This is a genomic window from Streptosporangium carneum (assembly GCF_027922005.1).
Lineage (GTDB): Bacteria > Actinomycetota > Actinomycetes > Streptosporangiales > Streptosporangiaceae > Streptosporangium > Streptosporangium carneum.
Genome location: NZ_BSEV01000018.1, coordinates 101,496 through 122,247 on the forward strand (window position 1 = coordinate 101,496; position 20,752 = coordinate 122,247).

General features: G+C 68.9%; 19 protein-coding genes. 4 read left to right on the plus strand and 15 right to left on the minus strand.

Annotated features, from left to right (window positions below; genetic code table 11):
• Positions 1 to 6: 6 nt before the first annotated feature.
• Genes PKF00_RS30210 through PKF00_RS30225 form a run of 4 tightly spaced genes read right to left on the minus strand, consistent with a single transcriptional unit; the run spans position 7 to position 4,412 of the window.
• Positions 7 to 954: an ABC transporter permease gene (locus PKF00_RS30210; RefSeq protein WP_271221077.1), complete on the minus strand. Its 948-nt coding sequence runs from the start codon at positions 952 to 954 to the stop codon at positions 7 to 9.
• Positions 955 to 962: 8 nt separating this feature from the next.
• Entirely contained in the window at positions 963 to 2,009 is a 1,047-nt protein-coding gene (locus PKF00_RS30215) for an oligopeptide/dipeptide ABC transporter ATP-binding protein (protein ID WP_271221078.1), read from the minus strand.
• Complete coding sequence (locus PKF00_RS30220; protein ID WP_271221079.1) at positions 2,006 to 2,875, minus strand: ABC transporter ATP-binding protein; 870 nt, start codon at positions 2,873 to 2,875, stop codon at positions 2,006 to 2,008. The genes PKF00_RS30215 and PKF00_RS30220 overlap by 4 nt, the downstream gene beginning before the upstream one ends.
• A gap of 10 nt (positions 2,876 to 2,885) precedes the next feature.
• Complete coding sequence (locus PKF00_RS30225; protein ID WP_271221080.1) at positions 2,886 to 4,412, minus strand: ABC transporter substrate-binding protein; 1,527 nt, start codon at positions 4,410 to 4,412, stop codon at positions 2,886 to 2,888.
• Between the two features lie 386 nt (positions 4,413 to 4,798).
• On the opposite strand from PKF00_RS30225, the gene PKF00_RS30230 reads away from it, so the two are divergent.
• The 4 genes from PKF00_RS30230 to PKF00_RS30245 all read left to right on the plus strand — a co-directional run bounded on the left by PKF00_RS30230 (position 4,799) and on the right by PKF00_RS30245 (position 9,030).
• Positions 4,799 to 5,590 carry an IclR family transcriptional regulator gene (locus PKF00_RS30230; RefSeq protein WP_271221081.1) on the plus strand — a complete coding sequence of 264 codons (792 nt, stop codon included), beginning with the start codon at positions 4,799 to 4,801 and terminating at the stop codon, positions 5,588 to 5,590.
• A gap of 148 nt (positions 5,591 to 5,738) precedes the next feature.
• On the plus strand, positions 5,739 to 6,398 hold the full coding sequence (locus tag PKF00_RS30235; RefSeq protein ID WP_271221082.1) for a bifunctional 4-hydroxy-2-oxoglutarate aldolase/2-dehydro-3-deoxy-phosphogluconate aldolase: 660 nt from the start codon (positions 5,739 to 5,741) through the stop codon (positions 6,396 to 6,398).
• Positions 6,395 to 7,336 carry a sugar kinase gene (locus PKF00_RS30240; protein ID WP_271221083.1) on the plus strand — a complete coding sequence of 314 codons (942 nt, stop codon included), beginning with the start codon at positions 6,395 to 6,397 and terminating at the stop codon, positions 7,334 to 7,336. Before PKF00_RS30235 ends, PKF00_RS30240 begins: the two co-directional genes overlap by 4 nt.
• A 428-nt stretch (positions 7,337 to 7,764) precedes the next feature.
• Entirely contained in the window at positions 7,765 to 9,030 is a 1,266-nt protein-coding gene (locus PKF00_RS30245) for an MFS transporter (protein WP_271221084.1), read from the plus strand.
• On the opposite strand, the gene PKF00_RS44530 is transcribed toward PKF00_RS30245, so the two are convergent.
• The 11 genes from PKF00_RS44530 to PKF00_RS30300 form a co-directional block, all read right to left on the minus strand.
• Positions 8,972 to 9,406, minus strand: a complete 435-nt coding sequence (locus PKF00_RS44530; RefSeq protein ID WP_309298450.1) for a response regulator transcription factor — start codon at positions 9,404 to 9,406, stop codon at positions 8,972 to 8,974. The genes PKF00_RS30245 and PKF00_RS44530 overlap by 59 nt on opposite strands.
• The gene (locus tag PKF00_RS30255; RefSeq protein ID WP_271221085.1) at positions 9,343 to 9,798 is read right to left on the minus strand and encodes a GNAT family N-acetyltransferase; all 456 of its coding nucleotides are present in this window, start codon (positions 9,796 to 9,798) and stop codon (positions 9,343 to 9,345) included. Before PKF00_RS30255 ends, PKF00_RS44530 begins: the two co-directional genes overlap by 64 nt.
• A gap of 106 nt (positions 9,799 to 9,904) precedes the next feature.
• Positions 9,905 to 11,230, minus strand: coding sequence for a M20/M25/M40 family metallo-hydrolase (locus PKF00_RS30260; RefSeq protein ID WP_271221086.1), 1,326 nt, complete (start codon positions 11,228 to 11,230; stop codon positions 9,905 to 9,907).
• A 65-nt stretch (positions 11,231 to 11,295) separates the two neighbouring features.
• Entirely contained in the window at positions 11,296 to 12,507 is a 1,212-nt protein-coding gene (locus PKF00_RS30265) for an aminotransferase class I/II-fold pyridoxal phosphate-dependent enzyme (RefSeq protein ID WP_271221087.1), read from the minus strand.
• A 3-nt stretch (positions 12,508 to 12,510) separates the two neighbouring features.
• Complete coding sequence (locus tag PKF00_RS30270) at positions 12,511 to 13,341, minus strand: 2,3,4,5-tetrahydropyridine-2,6-dicarboxylate N-succinyltransferase (RefSeq protein WP_271221088.1); 831 nt, start codon at positions 13,339 to 13,341, stop codon at positions 12,511 to 12,513.
• Positions 13,338 to 14,624 (minus strand): diaminopimelate decarboxylase, encoded by a 1,287-nt coding sequence (locus PKF00_RS30275; RefSeq protein ID WP_271221089.1) that lies wholly within the window; start codon positions 14,622 to 14,624, stop codon positions 13,338 to 13,340. Before PKF00_RS30275 ends, PKF00_RS30270 begins: the two co-directional genes overlap by 4 nt.
• 37 nt (positions 14,625 to 14,661) lie before the next feature.
• A complete protein-coding gene (locus PKF00_RS30280) occupies positions 14,662 to 15,360 on the minus strand; it encodes a class I SAM-dependent methyltransferase (RefSeq protein WP_271221090.1) in 699 nt (232 codons plus the stop codon).
• A gap of 7 nt (positions 15,361 to 15,367) precedes the next feature.
• On the minus strand, positions 15,368 to 16,750 hold the full coding sequence (locus tag PKF00_RS30285) for a DUF8614 domain-containing protein (protein WP_271221091.1): 1,383 nt from the start codon (positions 16,748 to 16,750) through the stop codon (positions 15,368 to 15,370).
• A gap of 45 nt (positions 16,751 to 16,795) precedes the next feature.
• Positions 16,796 to 18,142, minus strand: coding sequence for an ATP-grasp domain-containing protein (locus tag PKF00_RS30290; protein WP_309298449.1), 1,347 nt, complete (start codon positions 18,140 to 18,142; stop codon positions 16,796 to 16,798).
• Positions 18,052 to 19,023 (minus strand): DMT family transporter, encoded by a 972-nt coding sequence (locus PKF00_RS30295; RefSeq protein WP_271221092.1) that lies wholly within the window; start codon positions 19,021 to 19,023, stop codon positions 18,052 to 18,054. The genes PKF00_RS30290 and PKF00_RS30295 overlap by 91 nt, the downstream gene beginning before the upstream one ends.
• A 110-nt stretch (positions 19,024 to 19,133) precedes the next feature.
• Positions 19,134 to 20,744: a GMC family oxidoreductase gene (locus PKF00_RS30300; RefSeq protein ID WP_271221093.1), complete on the minus strand. Its 1,611-nt coding sequence runs from the start codon at positions 20,742 to 20,744 to the stop codon at positions 19,134 to 19,136.
• Positions 20,745 to 20,752: the final 8 nt, after the last annotated feature.

Genomic DNA, 20,752 nt, shown 5'->3' on the forward strand with positions numbered 1-20,752 from the left:
CTGACTCTATTTGCGGAGGATGCGTCGGTCGACGAACGGCAGGGCCAGGTCGACGAGCAGGTTACCGAGGATGAACGCCCCCGCCATCACGAGCGCTTGGGCGGTGACCTGGGAGAAGTCCCGGCTCGAGATCGAGCTGAGCACGCCGCGGCCCAGACCGGGCAGACTGAAGATCTCCTCCACGATGAACAGGCCGCCGACGAGCAGGCCGAAGATGAAACCGATCAGCGTGAGCACCGGGGGCAGCGCCGCCCGCAGCGCGTACACGTAGGTGATCCGCCACTCGGCGATGCCGTTGGTGCGCGCCGTGGCGATGAACGGCTGCGACAGCACCTCGATCATCGAGGACCGCGTCATCTGGGTGACCAGGGGAGCGGTCGGGACGCCCACCGCGAGGGCGGGCAGCAGCATCGTCTGCAGGTTGGCCATGGGGTCTTCGGAGAAGGGGATGTAGCTGGCCGAGTACAGGTTCGTCAGGTACTGCGTCCCCAGATACAGCGCCGCCGATCCCGAGACGAAGGCGGGGAAGGCGAACACGACCAGCAGCGGAACGCGGATGCCCCAGTCCGTGCCGCTGCCCGCGCGGCTGGCGGCCATCACCCCGACGGGAATGCCGATCACCACGGCGATGAGCAGCCCCATCAGGCTGAGCTCGAGGGAGATCGGCGTCTGCTGGGCGATCACGTCGACGTTGGCCTGACTGGAGATCGGCGAGGTACCCAGGTCGCCGCGGAAGGCGGCGGTCAACCAGTCGAGATACTGCTGGTAGATCGGCTTGTCCAGGCCGAGGTCGTGGGTGATCGCCGCGATCGTCTCGGGAGAGGCCTTGGCGCCGGCGATGGCGGTCGCCAGGTTGCCGGGCACGAGCCCGCGCCCGGCGAAGAAGATCAGCGCGGAGAGGACGAGCAGGACGCCGAAGGCCCCCGCCAGCTTCTTCGAAAGATAAAGGAGCACAGCCTCTCCTAGACTTCTGCGGGCGTGCCCGCGTCGGCACGCGCGACGCCGGACAGTGTGAGGTCGCCCGGCCTGTGACAGCGCACGAGGTGGCCGGGTGTCGCCTCGACGAGGTCGGGCGCGACACGTCGGCAGTGATCCTCGACGATCGGGCAGCGAGGGGCGAAGCGGCATCCGGCCGGTGGGGCGACGGCGCTCGGCGGCTCGCCTCTGAGCACGACGCGCTCGACGGGTTCGACCCCGTCGTCGAGGATCCGCGGCTCCGTGGAGCGCAGGGCGACGGCGTAGGGATGGAGCAGGCCGCGGTCGAAGGCCTCGGCCGGCGCCTGTTCCACGACCTGGCCCAGATACATGACGGCCACCGAGTGGCTGACCTGACGTACGGCGCGCAGGTCGTGCGAGATGAAGACGTAGGCGGTGCCGGTGTCCCGCTGCAGCCGTTCGAGCAGGTCGAGGATCTGCGCCTGCAGCGAGGCGTCGAGCGAGCTCACCGCCTCGTCCAGCAGGATCAGGTCGGGTTCGCCGACGATGGCGCGGGCGATGCACACGCGCTGCTGCTGGCCGCCCGACAACTCGTGGGGGTAACGGGAGCCGAAGTCGGGAGTGAGCCCGACGGCGGCGATCGCCTCGTCGACGCGCCTGTCGCGTTCGTCCCTGCCGACCCCGCCCAGCGCCTCGGCGACGCTCTGGCGCACCATCATCCGGGGGTCGAGCGCGCTCGCCGGGTCCTGGAACACGGCCTGGACCGTTCCCCGGCCTGAGGCGGCGGCCGCGGGAGTCCCGTTGGCGCCCACCCTGACGGCGCCGCTCGTCGGTGTCTCCAGGCCTGTGATCAGCCGTCCGAGCGTCGACTTGCCGCAGCCCGACTCGCCCACGATCCCCAGGGTGCGCCCCGAGCGGAGCCGGACGCTGACGCCGTCGACCGCGTGCACGGAACGGCGGGGCTCCCTCAGGCTTCTGCGGCGAAGGGGGTAGTGCCGCACGGCGTCCTGGACGTCGAGGACGATCTCGGGTTCGTCGCCCTGCGCGGTCGGCGGGGTCCTGTCGTCGGTCATGACACCACCTCGGTGGGATCGGGGGCGTAGGCGGTCACCTTTCCCCGCGCGGCGTCGAGGAGTGACCGGGTGTACGGATGCGAGGGCCGGACGAGGACGTCGGCCGCCGCTCCCTGCTCCACGACGCGCCCGCCGTACATGACCATGACCTTGGTGCACAGCTCGGAGATCACGCCGATGTCGTGGGAGATGAGCAGCAGTGTCATGGCGGACTTGTCGACGCGCTCGCGCAGGAGCTCGACCACCTGGGCCTGCACGGTCACGTCGAGGGCCGTCGTCGGCTCGTCGGCGATGAGCAGGTCGGGGTGGTTCAGCAGGGCCATGGCGATCATGACACGCTGGCGCATGCCGCCGGAGAGCTCGTGCGGGTAGCTGCGCCGCTTGACGGCGGCGTCGCCGATGCCCACCTGGCGCAACGCCTCCTCGACGAGGGTCGTCCGCTCACGCCGGCCGATTCTGCGGTGGGCGGTGACGACGTCGGAGAGCTGGCGGCCGATCGTGAAGACCGGGTTGAGGCTGCCCAGGGGATCCTGGGGGACCCGGGCGACGCGGGTGCTGCGGATGGAGCGCAGCGCCGCGGGCTTGAGGGCCAGCAGGTCCTCGCCGCCGAGTTCGATCCGCCCGGACCGGACGGTCGCGGCGGCGGGGAGGATGCGCAGGATGGCGGAGGCGAGGGTCGACTTCCCCGATCCCGACTCGCCGACGAGTCCCACCCGGTCACCGCGGGAGATCGTGAAGGAGACGTCGTCGACGGCCGCCTTGGACGCCTTCGAGGTTCCGTAGTGCACGGAGAGGCCGTCGACGACCAGCAGGGGATCGCCCGGCAGGGCCGCGGCGTGGACCGCCCCCGTCAGGGAACGGTCCACAGGCGGTGCATCAGCCATGGCTGACCTGGCTCAGGAACGTACGGCTCTGGCTCGGCGGCACGGCCACCCCGCTCATCCCCTTCTTGTAGGCGACGAACATGTCCGTCGCGAGCAGGGTGATGGTCGGGTAGACCGTCCGGGCCTCCTCCTTCTCGATGGCGATCAGGGCCTGCTGGTAGGCCTCCTGGCTTTCGGCCTTCAGCGCCTCGTCGAGCAGCTTCTGCAGGGAGGCGGGGACGGGTCCCTGACGGCCCTCGGCGGGCTGCACGTACTGGAACGGGTTGGAGTAGTACGACTGCGCGTTCCAGCTCAGGGCGAAGTCGGGCTTTGTGAGCTTGGCGCCCCAGGCGCCGCCTTCGAGCGGGTCCAGTTCGACCTTGATGCCGGCTTTGGCGAGCTGGTCCTGCATGGCGGCGACCAGGTTGTTGGTCCCGGGGTCGTAGCCGCTGATGTACATCAGCGACGTGGAGAAGCCGTCGGGGTATCCGGCCTCGCGGAGAAGCTGCTTGGCCTTCTCGATGTCCTGCGTCGAGTTGGGCAGGTCCGCGGGCTTGGGGGCCCACGCGGTGCCCGGCGGGATGTAGACGCTGGCCCGGGCCGCGCCGCTGTACGCCTGCTGGGCGAGGCTGTCCCGGTCGAGCGCCAGGGCGAGCGCCTGACGGACCTTCTCGTTGTCGAACGGCTTGGTGAGGTTGTTGACCTGAAGGAAGATCGTGGAGTCCGTCGGAGCCTTGTCGACCGTGAGCTTGTCCGAGCCCGACAGCGCCTTCGCTCCGGCGACGTCGGGGAAGATCAGGTCGACCTTGTCGGCCTTCAGGTTGCTCACCTGCGTCGACACATTGGGAACGTAGAGGATGTTGAGGCGTTCGGACTTGGTCTTGTCGCCCCAGTAGCCGTCGAACCGCGTGAGCTTGAGTTCGCTGTTGGCGCGGTAGGACTCCTGCTTCCACGGCCCCGTGCCGACCATGCCGACGGCGGCGTTGCCGGTCGTGGCGGCCTTCTTGCTCATCACCGCGCAGCCCCACACGAGGGGGTTGGCCATGTTGTTGACGAAGCCGGCGTCCGGGCTCTTGAGGTGGAACTCCACGGTCGTGGCGTCCTTGGCCACCGTTTCCTCGAGGGTCGGGAACAGCGCCTTGTCGATGCCGTCGGGGCTTTCCTTCAGGCGGGTGAAGGTGTAGACGACGTCGTCGGCGGTCAGCGCCTCGCCGTTGTGGAACTTCACGTTGGGCCTGAGGCTGAACGTGTAGGTGAGACCGTCCTTCGACCGCTCGTAGCCCGAGGCGAGCGCGGGCTCGACCTTTCCGTCGGCGGTGGTGGTGAGCAGGCACTCGTACGCCAGCTGCCAGGCGAACCGGTCGGCGAAGAAGGCCGAGCCCTGGGGGTCGAGCGTCGTGGGCGCCGTCGTTTCCGCCACGGTGACTCCGGCGTCGGCGGTGCTGCTTCGGGGCTGGGAACAGCCCGTGGCGACCACAGCCGTCGTGCAGGCCACCACGGCTGCGCGCAGCGCGAGTGCGCGGCCATGATGCTTCGTCATCTCAACCTTCTTTCAGGTCGGTTCGGCGTTCCTCTGGCCGCGCTCCGGTGTCGGAGGACCGGGCGAGGGGGGTACAGGGCACGCCGACCTGGGTTTTGCAATGCAAACCCCTAAGTTGCATTGCATCATGCTTATGCGTAGGGCATAGTCGTGTCAAGGATGCGGATGGCATCGCAATGAACTGGTAATCGCCCTGGAAATCGTCGAGTTCTAGGCGAAAGGGTGCTGAAATCGTTGTGAGGAGAGTGTTGACCTGTGGTCACACGTACGGTTGTGGCCCGTTCCAACGGGCGTCAACGCCGTGCTCTGCTCGACCTCGTGCTCCGTGGCGAGCGCCGCACCGGCGCCGGGAAGGGCCACGCGCTGGGACGAGAGGGATGCCCGCGATGACCAAGGACCCGGATCAGGCCGCGGGGCCGCGCAACAACTCGGCGTCGTTGCGCCGGGCTCTGTCCATCCTGCTGCAGCTCGGCCACGACACCGGCGGGGGAGGCTTCTCCCTGGCGGAGCTCTCCACGGAGCTGTCGATGAACAAGAGCACACTGCTCAGGCTGCTCCAGCCGCTCATCGAGGCGCGCTTCGTGGAACAGCTCCCCTCGGGCCACTACCGGCTGGGGTGGCGCAACGCGCAGCTCGGCCAGGTCTACCTCGCGGGCGTCGACCTGCACCGCAACATGAGGGACGTGTTGCAGAAGCTCGCCACGCAGACCAACGAGACCGCCCACCTGGTGATCGCCGACTTCCCGAGCATCGTGTACGTGGACAAGGTCGACAGCCCGCATCCCGTCAGGATGTTCTCCCGCATAGGGAACCAGCAGCCCGCCTACAGCACCAGCCTGGGCAAGGCGATGCTCGCCCACGCGCCGAACGAGACCGTGGAACTGGTCATCGCGAACGGGATGCCGGCACGGACGCCGCAGACGATCACCACGGCCGAGGGGCTGCGTGGGGAACTCGCCGTGATCCGGGAGCGGGGCTACGCGATCGACGACATCGAGAACGAGGAGGGCATCCGCTGCGTGGCCGCGCCGATCTTCGACCAGTCGGGGGCGAGCCTGAGCGGGATCAGCATCTCCGGACCGGTGGAGCGGGTCACCCGGGAGAAGGTCCCGGAGTTCGCCCCCTTCGTGGTCGCGGCCGCGAACGAGATCTCACGACGCCTCGGTGCGAGACGGTGACCGCGTCCCCCGACGGTCTGGCGCCGGGCGACCCGGTGAGCCAGAGCGCGCCCCCTTCGCGCATCGCCCCCGGCCGGTGGCGCGTCATCCCCGCCGCCGAGGCGGACGACGCTGCCGGCTCCGTTCCCATCCCCCAAAGGAGTTCCCCATGATCGGGACAATGGAGCGCACAGCGACTCCAACGCAGATCGTCACCACCGGTGTCGTCGCCATCCTCCGCTCTCACTCGCCCGAGCACGTGGTGCGCACGGTGGACGCGCTCGTCGAGGGCGGCATCACGTGCGTCGAGATCACGATGACCACGCCCGGGTGCCTCGACTCACTGCGCGACCTGCGTGAACGCCACGGCGACGACATCGCGATCGGCGCCGGGACGGTCACCGACGGCGCCGCGGTGGAGTCGGCTCTCGCGGCCGGCGCCGACTTCGTCGTCTCGCCCTGCGTCAGCGAGGACGTCATCGAAACGGCGCGCGACGCCGGTGTCCCCGGCATCGTGGGGGCCTGGTCTCCGACCGAGGTACTGCGCGCGTGGAGGCTCGGAGCCTCGGCGATCAAGCTGTTCCCGGCTTCGAGCGGGGGCGTGGCGCACCTGCGGAGTCTGCGCGAGCCCTTCCCGGACATCCCGCTGATCCCCACCGGCGGCGTCACCGCCGACCTCGTCGCCGACTTCCTGGGAGCAGGCGCGCTGGCCGTCGGGCTGGGCGGCGCGCTGACCGGCCAGGCCCTGCGAACCGGGGAGACCGGCGGCATGCGCGACGACGTCGCGCGGGTGCTCGAGGCCGTCGCGACGGGACGGGCACGCCGATGACGATCGACCTTGTGACGCTCGGCGAGGCGATGGGGCTGCTCACGCCGACCGAGCCCGGTCCGCTGCTGCGCAAGCCGCTGCTGCGTCTCGGCTTCGGAGGCGCCGAGACCAATCTCGCCATCGGCGCCTCCCGGCTGGGCCTGCGCACGCACTGGATCGGTCGCGTCGGCGACGACGAGATCGGCGACGTCATCGTGCGCGAGCTGCGGGCCGAGGGGGTCTCGAGCTCATGTGTGCGTGACCCCGCGCCCACCGGGCTGATGATCAAGACCGTCGGAGCCGCGGGCAAGGTCCGGGTCACCTATGTCCGCTCCGCCAGCGCCGGTTCGCACCTGTGCGTCGACGACATCGACGAGACGGTGATCCGCGGGGCGAAGGTGCTGCACATCACCGGCATCACGCCGGCGCTCGGCGACGAGCCCGCCGCGGCGGTGGCGGCGGCGGTCGAGATCGCCCGGGCCGGCGGCGTGATCGTCTCGCTCGACCTGAACTACCGCAGCGCGCTGTGGGATCCGCGCACCGCCGCGGCCGCCCTCGGCCCGCTCGTCGAACGGGCCGACGTGTTGTTCTCCACCCAGGAGGAGGCGCGACTCCTCGTGGACGAGGTCACGCCTGCCGACTGCGCGCGCGCGTTGTCGTCCCTCGGGCCGAGTCAGGTCATGGTCAAACTCGGCGCCGAGGGCAGCGTGGCCGTCATCGACGGCGAGCTCTACCGCCAGGAGGCCGAGGTCGTGACGGCGGTCGACCCCGTGGGAGCCGGCGACGCCTTCGCCGCGGGCTACCTGAGCGAGCTCGTGCGCGGCGTCGGTCCACGGGGCCGGCTCTCCACCGCCGCCAAGGCGGGAGCCTTCGCCGTGACCGTCTCGGGCGACTGGGAGGGACTGCCCACCCGCTCGGACCTGCGCGACTTCGAAGGCCGCGAAGACATCCTGCGCTGATCCGTTCCCGGTGCGGCCGCCCGAGGCCGCGGACGCGGTGCGGTCCCTCCTCGGAACCGGACGCCGGACACCGGCGAACGGTCCCGGCCAGGAGCCGTGACCGGCGGGGAGGGCACGCGACGCCCGGATCTCGATCCTCGAGATCCGGGCGTCGTCGTTGGCCGGCCGGATCGGGGAGGCGCCGACCGGTGATCGACGACGCTCTGCTCGCCCGGTACGTGCGTCACCTCATTGAATCTGATCTCCTACCAAAGGTCTGATCGACCCCAAACAGCTTCTTTGACGATGGAGGTCGCCGTTTTGCGAAGGAACAGAGTGGATCATCCCATTTCCTTACCTCCGTGGTGCGGCGTCGTCACGATTCGTCCGCCGTCAGGGGGCACGGCGGCGTGGCGTTCTCCCGCGGCCGCGACAGCGGAGGAGGGGAGGTGAGGACGGGCAACGACGCGGGCGGGCGCGCGGCCCCCGCCGCCGAGCCCGAACGGTGGTGGCGGCAGGGCGGGTTCCCGTTCTTCATCGCCTCGCGAGCCCTGTCGATCACCGGCGACATGGCCGCGGTCTCGGCCCTGACGGTCCACATCTTCCAGGGCACCGCCTCGGGACTGGCGGTCAGCGGGCTGTTCGTCGTACGGGTGCTGCCCAGGTTGTTCGGCGCGCTGGCCGGCGGGATCAGCGACCGGACGGACCTGCGCCGCCTGCTCATCGCCTGCGACCTCGTCGCCGGCCTGGTGTTCGCCCTCGTCGCCTGGTCGCAGCCGGGCTACCAGCTGATCCTGGCCCTGGTGCTGGTGGCCGAGTCGGCCGCGACCGTCGCCGCGCCCGCGGGCCAGGCCCTGGTCGCCCGTACCGTTCCGCCGTACGCGCTCGGCAGGGCCAACGGGACCGTGATGGCGGTCACGGCCATCGGCTTCGCGTCGGGCGCGGCGATCGGCAGCCTGTCGGCGTCCACCTGGGGCTACCAGTACGCGCTCCTCGTCAACGCGCTGTCGTTCGCCCTCTCGGCCGGCCTGGTGGCCGTGATCCCCAGGGTCCCGCCCGTGGCCCGTGAGGACGGCGACGACCGCGGCTTCGTGGCCACGACCCTGGCGGGGCTCGGGAGACTGCGGCGCGACCGGCGGGTCACCGGGGTCGCCGTCGCCATGATCGGGGTGACGTTCGCCGGCTCCCTCGACCGGCCCGCGCTGGTCATGCTGACCCAGCGCGACCTGGACGCCTCCAGCCTGGCCTACGGGCTGGCCCTGGGCGGCATCAGCATCGGCGCGCTGCTCGCGACCCTGCTGATGGGCCGCTCCCGCCTGTTCCCCGCGTCGGTCGGCGTGCTGCTGGCGGGCCTGTCCGTGCAGGCCGCGGGTCATCTGACCATGGGCCTGGCGCCGGTGGTGACGGTGGTCGTCGCCGGTGCGGTCGTCGCCGGCTTCGGCAACGGGATGGAGGGGATCAGCGGCACGACCCTGCTCCAACGGGCCGCGGGGAACTCGGTCGGCCTGCTGATGGGCGTCGTGATGAGCGGCTCCTACCTGGCCGACGCGGTCGGATCCCTCCTGGGCGGCCTCCTCGTGGGAGCGGCGGGCGCCCGGTGGACCTTCGTGGTCTCGGCCGTTCTGATGATCGCCTGCGCGCTGTCCGCGACGAGGATCACCGGGGACGAACACGCGGGCCCGTCCGGAGGGGAAGGCGGCGGGCCGCCCACGTGACGCGCCGTCGCCGACCTGAGAGGCCGGCACGACATCCGTGTCCGGGGCCACGGCGTCGGCGGCACAGCCGGCGCTGCCCGCGGGGGTTGCCCTGCTCCAGGTAGTGCAGGACGGCGGGCATGCGCCGGTCGGTACGGTCGGCGGGCGCCAGGTCGAGCTTGGCGAAGATGTTGCGGATGTGCTTGCGCACCGCGCCCTCGCTGACGAACAGCTTCTCGGCGACGGCCGTGTTGCCCAGCCCCTCGGCCATCAGCGCCAGCACCTCCAGCTCACGTGAGCTGAACCGCTCCAGGATCCACCCGGCCGTGGGCCTCAGAGCGTTCTTGTCATGAATGCGCTGTTCGGGTCGGGTCGGTAGCTCGCGAACGGCTCGCAGTAGGCGAAGCCAAACTTCTCATACAGTTTCCGGGCGGGCAGGAAGAACTCCCCGGTGCCGGTCTCCAGACTCAGCCGGGTGAACCCCATGCGCCGGGCCTCCGCGATGATGTGCTCCAGCAGCAGGGACGCGATCCCGTCCCGCTTGCGCGCCGGAGTGGTGCGCATCGACTTCAGCTCCACGTGCTCCGCGTCCAGCCTCTTGACCGCACCGCAGCCCACCAGGGTGTCGCCGTCCAGGACGGACCAGAACGTCACCTCCGGCTTGCGGAGCTCGTCGAGATCGATGGCGTGCTTGCTCTCCAGCGGTGTGACAGACCGCATCTGCTGGAGGTGCTCGTCGAGGAACTCGGCGATCTCCGGGCCGGACAGGTCGTCTACCACGATCTTCACTTCGCTCGCCCCTCCTCGGGACTCTCGGTACCGCGACTGCCGTGTCGCACTCCCCGTCCTGTCTGAGGTCAGGGGTGGTGTTCGGGGCGTTCGACGAGTTTAACCGTCACCCGGCGCCGGACAGCAGCATGTGGAAGCAATCCGTTCCGAATTCAAGCGCCGAGACGGCGATGCGTTCGTCAGGGCAGTGCAGCCGGTCACGGTAGACCGTCTCCGGTGCGTGCAGCAAGGGCATCCATCCGAAGCACTGGATGCCGAGCCGGCTGCTGAAGAGACGGGCGTCGGTGGAGGCGGTGGTCACGATCGGCAGCGGCACGCCGTCCGGGTCCTTGGCCTTGAGCACCTTGACGAGCCGGTCGTAGAACGCGTCGAGTCGCGGCGGCGGGCTGAGCTCGCCCTCCACGAACAGTTCCAGTTCCGGCTCCGGTCCGACCCGTTCCCGCAGCAGTCCGAGGAACTCCTCGGTGGTGAAGCCGCCGGGCAGCACACGTCCGTCAAGTTCGACCGTGATCTCCGTCGGGTGCACGTTCGTGCCTGTGCCGCCCTGCAGCACGGTGACACTGACGGTGTGCTGGACGATCGAGCGGAGGTAACGGACAGTGGACTCGTCCAACCCGTCGAGGACGCTCGGGTCCTCCGGGGCGACCCGGAAGGCGTCGACCCGCTCGCCGACACCCGGCGGCAGAGCATTCGCCAGTTCTTTCAACATACGGTCCACGACCGGCGTGTGCTGGACGCCCAGCCCGCCGTCGGCGAGCGATTCGAGCAGCCTGCGGAGCTTGTTGACGACTCCACTGCCGGAGGCCACACGGGAGGCGTGCCCGCCCGGCCCGCGCAGCGTCACCCGCACCCAGCACGTGCGCTTTTCGGCGACCACGATGGGGTGCAGGCGCGCATACGGGCCCAGCCCGAGTTCGGCACCGCCATCCTCACCGATCGCATACCGCACCCCGGCGAACAGCTCCGGATGTCGCTCGACGAGGAAGCGGGCGCCGACCGTACTGCCCGTCTCCTCGTCGGGCACGACGGCCAGGATGACGTCCCCGGGCGGCACGTCGCCGCGGGCCCGCATCCGGAGCAGGGCTGCCATCATCATGGCGAGATGCCCCTTCATGTCGACGGCCCCGCGCCCCCAGAGCTCTCCGTCGACGATCTCGCCCCCAAAGGGGGGCCGGGTCCACTCCTGGCCCTCGACGGGGACGACGTCGACGTGCGCGTGAAGCAGCAGCGGCGGCTCAAGCCCACGGCCGGGCAGCCGGGCGACGAGGTTGGGGCGGCGAGGGTCGGAGGCCAGGATTCGGGTCTCGATGCCGGCGCGGTCGAGCACACCCCGTATCCACTGGACGCACTCGGCCTCGTCGCCGGGCGGATTCACCGTGTTGAACCGGATGAGCCGCTGCGCGATCCACACCGGTGACAGCCCCGGCGCCACCGGGGGTCCCGCAGGACCGGGAGAGTCAGCGGCCGCTGAGAGCTGTGGTTCCGTTGTTTTCACGATCATCGCTCCTTGGCCGGGGCCGGCCCGGCAGTCGTGGCAGGCGCCTGGGCGTCCCGTAGCCGGGTCAACGCCTCGCGCATCAGCGGCTCCCCGTGGACGAGCGCGATCCGCACGTGTCCCGCACCGGGATTCGTCCCGTCCGCTCCCTCGCCGGCGAGGTACCGGCCGGGCATGACGGTGAGGGCATGTTCCCGCCAGAGTCGGCGAGCGATCTCCTCGTCGTCCGCCACAGGAAGCCAGAGGAAGAATCCGGCGTCCGCCCGGCGGTAGCCGGGGACTTCGCGCAGCAGCTCGTCCGCCAGCGCCCAGTTGGCTGCCAGGCCGGACCGCGCCGCAGACACATGCTCGTCGTCCGACCACAGGGCAGTGGCGACGGCGTTGACGGGCGCGGGCGTCGATACACCGCACGCCCGGTTGTAGTCGGCGTACGCCGCCACGCTCGCGGGGTCGCCCGCGGCGAATCCGCTGCGCAGTCCAGGCGCCCCCGACCGCTTCGAGAGGCTGTGCAGCACGAGGTGCGGGACGGGCTCGACGCTGTCCTCGGCGACCAGGGACAGATAGCCGGTAGGCAGCGGTCCGTACGACACGTCCGTGTAGCACTCGTCGACGATGAGCCACGCCCCCGCCACCGCGGCGGTCTTGGCGAGCGCGCGCAACGCGTCGGACGGCAGGATCTCTCCGCGCGGATTGCCCGGGTTGCACACGACGATCGCCGCCGCGCGCCCGCCTGCCGCGTGCACGGACGCCTCGACGGGGGAGATGTCTCCCGGCCGGTCCAGCGTGTAGAAGACCGGGCGCGCGCCCACCGCCTCGGCACCCGCACGATAGGTCGGATAGTAAGGATTCGGCATGATGACGGAGGGGGCGCCCGCCCCCCGGTGCCGTGCCGTGGCCAACGCGATCGCCACGGCCACGGCCTGTTTCGTGCCAGGGGTCGGTTCGACCGCGGTCCTGCCGTCGCCCAGGCTTTCCCCTACCCCGAACCGGCGCTCCAGCCAGCCGGTGTACGCGGCCCGCAGCTCGGCGGAGCCGCCGAGCTGCGGGTAGCGGGTCCAGCCCGCAGGCTCTGCCAGGAGCGCCGGCTCGATCGCCGGTGTCGCCAGCCGGGATTCCCCGAGATGCAACTGGACATGGTCGAGCCCGTCGGGTGGGGAGATGCCGTCGAGCAGTTCCCGCAGACGGGCGAAGGCGCTGCGGACAGGGCTGCTCATCGCTCAGTCTCGCACCAGGTCGTTCAGCGCTGTCTTGCCGCGCGTGCGCTCGTCCGCGTACTTGACGATCACCGCCGAGTAGACGGAGATGTCCGGCCGGTTGCGATCGGTACGCGCGCCTGCGACGACCACGGCGTTCTCCGGCACCTCCCCGTAGAACACCTCGCCGGTCGCCCGGTCCACGATCGACGTCGAACGGCCCAGGTAGACGCCCATGCCGATCACCGCGCCGCGCCGTACCCGGACGCCTTCGGCGATTTCGCTGCGTGCCCCGACGAAGACCTCGTCCTCGATCACCACGGGATCGTCGCCGATCGGCTCCAGTACGCCCCCCAGACCGGCGCCGCCCGAGATGTGGCAGCGTTCACCGACCTGTGCGCAGGATCCGACAGTGGCCCAAGTGTCGATCATGGTTCCCGCGCCGATGTAGGCGCCGATGTTCACGAACGACGGCATGAGCACGGCACCTGGCGCGACATGAGCGCCGCGCCGGACCACCGCGCCCGGTACGACGCGGACCCGGGACTTCTGGAAGTCGCTTTCGTCCCAGTCCTCGAACTTGAGCGGAACCTTGTCGAAGGTCCGGGGCTGTCCCGGGCCACTCTTCGCCACGGTGTTGCGGTGCGTCAGAAACGACAGGAGGATCAGCTTCTTGACGAAGGTGTCCACCACCCAGGAGCCGTCCACGGGACTGGCCGCCCGCAGCTCACCGCGGTCGAGCGCCGCCAGGCCGGACTCGATGTACGGGGTGAGGAGGAGGAGCTCCTCCTCAGTCAGGTCGGAACGTCGCTCGAAGGCGTCCTCGATCGGCGTCCTGATGTCCACACTGCTCACTTCGGTCCCCTTGCTTCCTGCGTGGGAGTCGACCCGCCGCGTGACAGCACGGGCTGCGGCTGCCAGCGGGCGGTGGCGAGGTAGTCGTCGAAGTTTTCCGCCCGTCGGATCTCGACGACGTCCCCGTCGTCGGTCAGCAGCAGTTCGGCCGGCCGCAGGCGCCCGTTGTAGGTGAAACCCATGGCGTGCCCATGGGCGCCGGTGTCGTGGATGAGGGCGAGGTCGCCGACCGCCGGATCGGGCATTGGCCGGTCCACGGCGAACTTGTCCATGTTCTCGCAGAGCGCGCCCACCACGTCGACACGCACCTCGGGCCGCCCCGACACGAAAGGCAGGCTCAGGTGGTGGTAGGCGCCGTAGAACCCCGGCCGCATGAGCGCGGACATCGACGCGTCCAGTCCGACGATCTCCCGTGCCTTGCGGGAGCGGTTGATGACGCGCGTCACGAGGATTCCGTGGGGGCCGGTGACATAGCGCCCGCACTCCATCAGAATCCGGGGCCCGCTTCCGGGAAAGGAGCGCCGCCGGGCTTGGGTGACCGCGTCCGCATAGGCGGGAAAGTCGAACGGCTCATCCTCGGGCCTGTACGGGATGCCCAGGCCGCCGCCGATGTTCACATAGTCGAGCTCGATGTCCGCCGCAGCGGCCACCCGGGCCCCCAGCTCGACCACGTCGACCGCGGCCTGCACGGCCCGGTCGACGTTCAGTTCATTGGCGCAGATCATGCCGTGAACGCCGAAGCGGGTTGCTCCTCTTCGACGGGCCTCCCGGTAGACGTCGACGAGCTCCCCGGCGGGAACGCCGAACTTCGTGTGGGCGGCGTCCCCCATGAGGGCCGAACCTGCCGCCAGGCCGTGGGGCGAGACCCGGAAGGCCACGGTTTCCGGCAGGGAGTGCACTCTTTCGAAGAACGCCCGGTCATCGAATGTGATCAAGGCCCCGGCCTTGAGTGCCTGCTCGTACTCCGCGAGCGAGGTGTTGTTGGACGTGAACACCACATCGTCCCCTGCCGCGCCGACCCGGTGGGCCAGTTCGAGCTCGACAGGTGAAGCACAGTCGAGGCCGCTTCCCTCGGCCAGCAGAAGAGACAGTACGGCGGGGTTCGGCAGGGCCTTGACGGCGAAGTACTGCCGCATCGGCACACCCGCGAAGGCTTCCACCATGCCTCGGTAGGTGTGGGCGATGCCACGAGCGTCGTAGATGTGGAACGGAGTGTCGTACGCGGCGACGATGTCGTCAAGTATCGGCAGAAGCCTTTGGGCGAACCCATCCGATATGGGCAACGCGCTCCCTCTTTCCTCCCGGACTCGGACACGTCAGCTACGGGACGCGCGCAACACAGATGGTCCGGTTCCGTATTCCGCTGATGGGGCGCAGGTACGGGAAGTAGTAGCTCTCCAGGGAAGAGAACCCGAAGGACTCCAGGCTCTCCTGGAGGTAGTCCTTGGAGAGAAACCAGAAGTCCTGGACGCGCTGGTGCGGCTCGAAGGCGGCATCGCGGTCGAACGGGGCGTCGTTGGAGAACACCAGGTAAGCGCCGGGCCTGAGGTTGAGGCTCTCCAACTTTCGCAGCGCTTGCCGAGCATGGTCCTCCGCGTCGAAGAGGTGACCGAGGAACCCGTCCGCGTAGACCACGTCGACCCCGGCGACGTCCTCCGGCTGCAGCGTGTAGAAGTCGGCGACGAAGGCGTCGACGCCCTTCTTCCGGGTGAGTTCGACCGCTTCCTCGTTGACGTCCATCGCACGCACCAGGCGTCCCTGAGCGGCCAGGTCACCTTCGACGAAGCCGTTGCCGCAGCCGAGGGAGAAGACGTTCGCGCCGTTCTCGGTCAGCGACATCAGCTTGAGCAGCATGTGGGACCGGTACTCGGGGACGTACGTGGAGGGCGTGACGGAGTCGTTGAAGGCCTCGCCGCGCTCCCAGATGGCGTAGATGGTCTCGTCGGCCTGGCCGGCGACGCGCCGGGTGGTGTAGTAGTCGCGTACCGCGTCGAGATTCTGTTTCGCCGGAATCATCATCGTCCTCCTAGGCAGCGGAGCCGTCGGTGGTGTGGATGTGCTCTTGCGTGTACTCGATCGACTTGGCGGAGAGCCGGCGCAGCTCGGTGACCAGCGCCCGCATCGAGGCGGAATTGGCCGGACCGAAGTTCCGGTGCAGCGCGACCGCCGCGTCGGCCCGATCGGCGAGCAGCGTGTCGGCGAGAACCCGGGCCAGCGAGCGCAGGCCGGCCAGTACCGCCTCAGGGTCGCCGGTCAGACGGGGCCCGTTCTCCTCGTCGAGGAAGAGCGCGCCGAGCTGGACGAAGTACGACAGCTGCAGCAGCATGCCGTCACTGTCGGGGAAGTGGCCGAGGCCGCGGTCGACGTAGCGCAGGCACTCCGCCAGGTAGTAGGCGACGACGTCGGCCGGCGCCAGGCCGAACACCGGTGCCCATACCTCGGCGAGGATCACGATGCCGAAGACGTCGGCGGCGACCTCCTGCAGGACGACGGAGGCCCAGCGGTCGGCCGCGTTCAGATTCTTGTAGCCGGTGACCGGACGGTGCACGGAGTGGCCCAGCTCGTGGCTGAGCACGCCCAGAACCGGGATGGCGTCGAAGCGTGCGTCGTGCGGGTCGAACTTCGTGTCGATGTTCACATAACGAGCCGCCAACGGCGCCGAGATGTTCTTCAGCAGCGCACGGTGCGTGTTGCCGAAGTAGAACGTCTTCTTGAAGGGCGAGTACTTGACGCCCTCGTCCTCGGGCAGGAAGTAGGCGATGTGCTTCGGATGCAGGTTCCCCTCACCCGCCATGTGGAAGAGGTGGGTCGCGCCGAACCCCGGCACGTCTCCGAGGCGGAGATCGGCATGGAGGCGCCGCAGGCACGCCTCGACCTCGCCCTTGTCCTCCAGGGCCCGATCCACAAGAGCCTGGCCGCTCGCGTCTCGGCGGCAGGCGAACGCCGTCGGAAGGCCCTTGACCTCCTTGCCGTACCAGGTGGAAATCTGGCCGGCTACGACAGTGAACTCCTCCTTGAGGACGGCGAGTTGCTTGAGCGCCTCGTCGTTGTAGCCTTCCTGGACAGCGGTGGCGCGGAGGGTGACGGCCTTGCGGTCGTCCTCACCCGGCAGGTGCGCGCCAACGGCGCGCATGGCGTCCGCGATGGGCCGCGGGTCGTTGAAGCGACGGCGAGTGGAAATGCCGACCTCTTTGACCTTCTGCCACTCCGCCTCCACCGCGGACTTCAGGACGGTGAGGCTGTGCAGGAAGTCGGGTCCGAAATCGGGGGTGTGCTCCGCGAGATTCAGACACGAGATCTCGTAGCTGGAGGCGGGCGGCCAGAAGGCGCTGCGGTGTTCGCGATAAGTACCCGCCCTGCCGAGGTTGTGCGCATAGCTGAAGCGATCGACTGCGAGTTCTTCAGGCATTGCGTCTCCCCTTCTGGAGAAGCACGTTCGGTCAGTCACCGTTGGTTACTCGAGCGTGAAGAGCTTGTTCTCGCGTTCCCATCCACGAATGGTCGCGTGGTCCTCCTGGAGGACCGCGACGTCGGCATGGGTCATGAAGACGATGCCGGGACTGGAGAAGAGATCCGTGGTGACGTCCACCCGGTCACCGGGGGCGGGGGCTTTCTGAAGCCAGGTCCGGCTGCTGAGCGTTGCGAGCAGTTCGGCGTAGAAGGACTCCTTCACCACGCCTGCCCGGTCGGAGATGAACTGGACCTGCCGCAACGGGTACCGGTGCCCCCGGTACGTTCCGGCGAATCGCTCGGCGTACGTCTCGCCCTCGACCACCAGGTTCGCGACCAGGTCGAGCATGCTGATGCCGACCGCATAGTTCGCGGCGGGACGGTTGAGTCCGCCGGACAGGCGCGCGGCACATTCGATGAGCGTCGGGCCTTCGTCGTCGACCATCAGCTCCGTGTGGTGGGCGCCCCAGCGGATCCCGAGCGCGTCGAGCACTCCGTGGACGTACTCGACGATCGTCCCCATCTCAGGGGTGGCGGGGTCCAGCAGGACGCTGCGATCGTAGATCAGTCCTGCGCCCGGGACCTGGAGCTTGTCGGTGCGCCAGATCTCCGTGATGACGTGCCGGCCGTGTCCGCTGATTCCGTTGATGAAATATTCCTGCCCGGTGAGAAAGCGCTGGGCGAGTGCCGCGTCGTTGCGCTCACCCATCTGGTTGGTGGCTCCGTGGAGACGACGGAACGCCGCTTCCAGGTCGGCCTCACCCTTGCAGACGGCCACGGAATCCGTACCCGCGCTCGCCGGGGGCTTGAGGACCACGGGCCAGTTCCCTGTGCGCGCCCAGTCGAGGAGTCCCTCGAGGTCATGGGCGAGATAGTGGTCCATGCTGCGCAGGCCCGCCTTCTTGAGGCGGTTGTGCATTTCGTACTTGTCCCGGTGGGAAGTGCTGTCTGCCGGGGCGTTACCCGGAAGTCCGAGAGCGTCGGCCAGCAGGTCGGCGACGATCACGCCGCTTTCCGTGCCGGGCAGGACAGCCGAAGGGCCGTAACCCTCCAGCGTCCGAGCGAGACCGGCGACATCGCTTTCGCATGTGAAATGGCCAATGTACGCATCCCGGTCGAAGGTGGCCTGGTAGTACGGAGGGATGCTTTTCAGAGCGGACACGTGGATGCACTTCCAGCCGCGCTCGGCCATGGTGGTCGGCAGTTGCGACCCGGACGAGTATCCGTCCACCACGACCAGTACTTTCTGTTTTGCTGTGTTCACGCCAGCTTCCCCTTGTGGATCATTCGTGTGCCATAGATGGTGAACACTGCGACCACGACACATCCGGTGGCGGACGCGACGGACCATTCCGTCCGATCGTCGAATCCCTGGAACAGATAGGTCAGAATCGGAGCCAGTGAAAGGAGCGCGGCCACCGTGAACGGCTCGGAAAGGATGATTCCGCGCTGCAGCGGCCAGAGCGGCGCGATGACTCCGAGTACGGTGGCGATCGCGAGCAGACCGGCCTGCGAGGTGCCCCCGACCGAAAGGCCGGGACCGGTCAGGGAGAGTACCGACGCCACGAGGATCAGCAGGTGGAAACGGTGGGTCATGATCCGCGTGGCGCTCCACGCCTGGTCCGCCAGTTGCTTCGTGGCCACGGTGTTCAGCGCCTGAGAGACGCCGCCGACGGCCGAGGCCAGCAGTCCGATCGCGGAGGCCGCGACGCTGACGTCCTTGAGCCCCGACTGCCCGGTGAGCGAGGCCCAGGCCAGCAGCACCGCGCCCAGCAGGACGCCGGTGGCCGGCACATAAATCCGGCCGGAAAACCGCCGCTTGCGCAGAAAACGCTCGAGTGCGATGGTGCACAGCGGGCCCAGTCCACCCATGATTGCGCTCACGATGGCCGGCTCGATGAAGTGTAGCGCATAAAAGTAGCCGATCCAGTTGAAAGCGCTGGTCGTGTTGAGGATCAGCAGCGGCATGACGGACCGTCTGTCGATCTTCAGTGCGCGCAGCCCGTTCCGTGCTGCCAGCAGAATCCCAAAGAATATGGTGCTGACAAAGAAGCTCCAGAACAGGAACGTAAATGGATGCATGCTCTGCAGCAGGTTCCCCGAGAACACCGCATTGGCGTTCGCCAGAACGAGGAAGGCCCCCACATAGGTGATTCCGAGTGTCGAGGAGCCCTTTTTGGGCGGGGCCCCAGGGGCGCGTTCCGAATCCGCGCGCGTTTCCACCTCAGACATTCAGGTGTCTCTCCATGAAGATGCCGGGGAGGTCCTCACGGTACGAGCAGAAGGGGCCGCGCCCGGCATGCCCGAAGGTGTGGTTTCCCCCGCTCCGGTGCCGTCTCCCGTCATGCGGCGGACCCCTTCCGGTGGTCCTCCAGCACCAGGGCCGCGCCTTTCTCGCCGATCATGAGGCTCGCGGCGTTGGTGTTGCCCGAGACGATGGCGGGCATGACGGATGCGTCGATCACGCGCAGGCCGGCCACGCCGTGCACACGTAGCCGCCCATCGACCACGGCGCCGGTGTCGCTGCCCATACGGCAGGTGCCGACGGGGTGGTACGAGGTGTCACCGTGGTTGCGCACGTACTCAAGCAGTTCGTCGTCCGTCTGGACTTCGAGGCCTGGCGTCAGCTCGTACTCGCGGTAGGGGTCAAGAGCGGGCCCCTCGACGATCCGGCGGGCGATCCGCATGCCTGCCACGAGCGTGGTCCGGTCGAGTTCCGTGTCGAGGAAGCGCGGTCGGATCGCGGGCGGCGTCAACGGGTTGCGGGAGCGGATGTGGACGGAACCCTTCGACTCGGGACGTAGCTGGTACACGCCCAATGTCATGCCGGGGGAGGTGTCGAGGCGCCGGGTCGATCCGGCTCCGTAACTGGCCGGGGCGAAGTGGAACTGGATGTCGGGGCGAGTCTCCTTGTCCGAGGAGCTGACGAAGCCGTGGCCCAGGGCGATGGGCAGGCTCAGCAGCCCGCGCCGGTTGCGTACGTATTTGGCGATCTCCCGGACGAGACCGAGTCCACGGGAGCGTTCGTTGAAGGTGATCGGCTGTCGTACCCGCCAGCGCAGCCGGGCGGCGAAGTGGTCCCGGAAGTTCTCGCCGACACCCGGGAGGTGGTGGATGACGGGCACTCCTACGGCGGTGAGGATCTCCGCTGAACCGATGCCGGAGAGTTCCAGCAGCTGGGGCGACTGCACCGTGCCCGCGCTGACGATCACTTCGCGGCGGCAACGGGCCTGGTGGACCCCGCCCTTGTACCGGAACTCCACACCGGTGCAGCGTTTGTCGGCGAAGCGGAGCACGCCGACGTGCGCATCCGTCAGGAGAGTCAGGTTCGGGCGATGCCGGGCCTGCTTCAGATAGGTGCCGGCCGCAGAGGAGCGGCGCCCCTCCGCGTGGTTGACCTGGTAGTAGCCGAAGCCTTCCTGGTTGCCGGAGTTGTAGTCCGGGTTCTCCGGGTAGCCGGCTTTGACGGCCGATTTGAGGAAGGCGTCGCACAGTTCGTCGTGTTCGCGGGGGAGACCGACTGAGATCGGGCCGTTCCTGCCGCGGTTCTCGCCGCCGATCTCGGGCGCGTGCTCCAGGCTCTTGAAGTACGGAAGCACGTCAGCCCAGGACCAGCCGGGGTTGCCGAGCGCCGCCCAGTCGTCATAGTCCTCTTTCTGGCCGCGGACGTAGATCATGCCGTTGATGGCGTTCGATCCGCCCAGGAGCCGACCTCGGGGAATCCGCACGCTGCGCCCCGCGATGGTCGGATCGGCGTCCGTCTCGAAGCACCAGTCATATTTCGGATTGCCCATCAGCACGGTTTCGGCCGCCGGGATGGAGAGGAGCGGGCTGTGCCGTTCGCTGCCCGACTCGAGCAGCAGCACACTGATCGACGGGTCTTCCGTGAGGCGCCCTGCCAGCACACAGCCCGCGGCGCCCCCACCGACGATGATGTAGTCGTGTGTCTTCATGGCGGGCC

What these genes read in the sequence shown, in the direction of transcription:
- PKF00_RS30300 (WP_271221093.1), bottom strand. Translation starts at nt 20,744, where the DNA reads ATGAAGACACACGACTACATCATCGTCGGTGGGGGCGCCGCGGGCTGT.
- PKF00_RS30235 (WP_271221082.1), top strand. Translation starts at nt 5,739, where the DNA reads ATGATCGGGACAATGGAGCGCACAGCGACTCCAACGCAGATCGTCACC.
- PKF00_RS30295 (WP_271221092.1), bottom strand. Translation starts at nt 19,023, where the DNA reads ATGTCTGAGGTGGAAACGCGCGCGGATTCGGAACGCGCCCCTGGGGCC.
- PKF00_RS30280 (WP_271221090.1), bottom strand. Translation starts at nt 15,360, where the DNA reads ATGATGATTCCGGCGAAACAGAATCTCGACGCGGTACGCGACTACTAC.
- PKF00_RS30240 (WP_271221083.1), top strand. Translation starts at nt 6,395, where the DNA reads ATGACGATCGACCTTGTGACGCTCGGCGAGGCGATGGGGCTGCTCACG.
- PKF00_RS30215 (WP_271221078.1), bottom strand. Translation starts at nt 2,009, where the DNA reads ATGACCGACGACAGGACCCCGCCGACCGCGCAGGGCGACGAACCCGAG.
- PKF00_RS30265 (WP_271221087.1), bottom strand. Translation starts at nt 12,507, where the DNA reads ATGAGCAGCCCTGTCCGCAGCGCCTTCGCCCGTCTGCGGGAACTGCTC.
- PKF00_RS30285 (WP_271221091.1), bottom strand. Translation starts at nt 16,750, where the DNA reads ATGCCTGAAGAACTCGCAGTCGATCGCTTCAGCTATGCGCACAACCTC.
- PKF00_RS30290 (WP_309298449.1), bottom strand. Translation starts at nt 18,142, where the DNA reads ATGGTCCGTCGCGTCCGCCACCGGATGTGTCGTGGTCGCAGTGTTCAC.
- PKF00_RS30230 (WP_271221081.1), top strand. Translation starts at nt 4,799, where the DNA reads ATGACCAAGGACCCGGATCAGGCCGCGGGGCCGCGCAACAACTCGGCG.
- PKF00_RS30225 (WP_271221080.1), bottom strand. Translation starts at nt 4,412, where the DNA reads ATGACGAAGCATCATGGCCGCGCACTCGCGCTGCGCGCAGCCGTGGTG.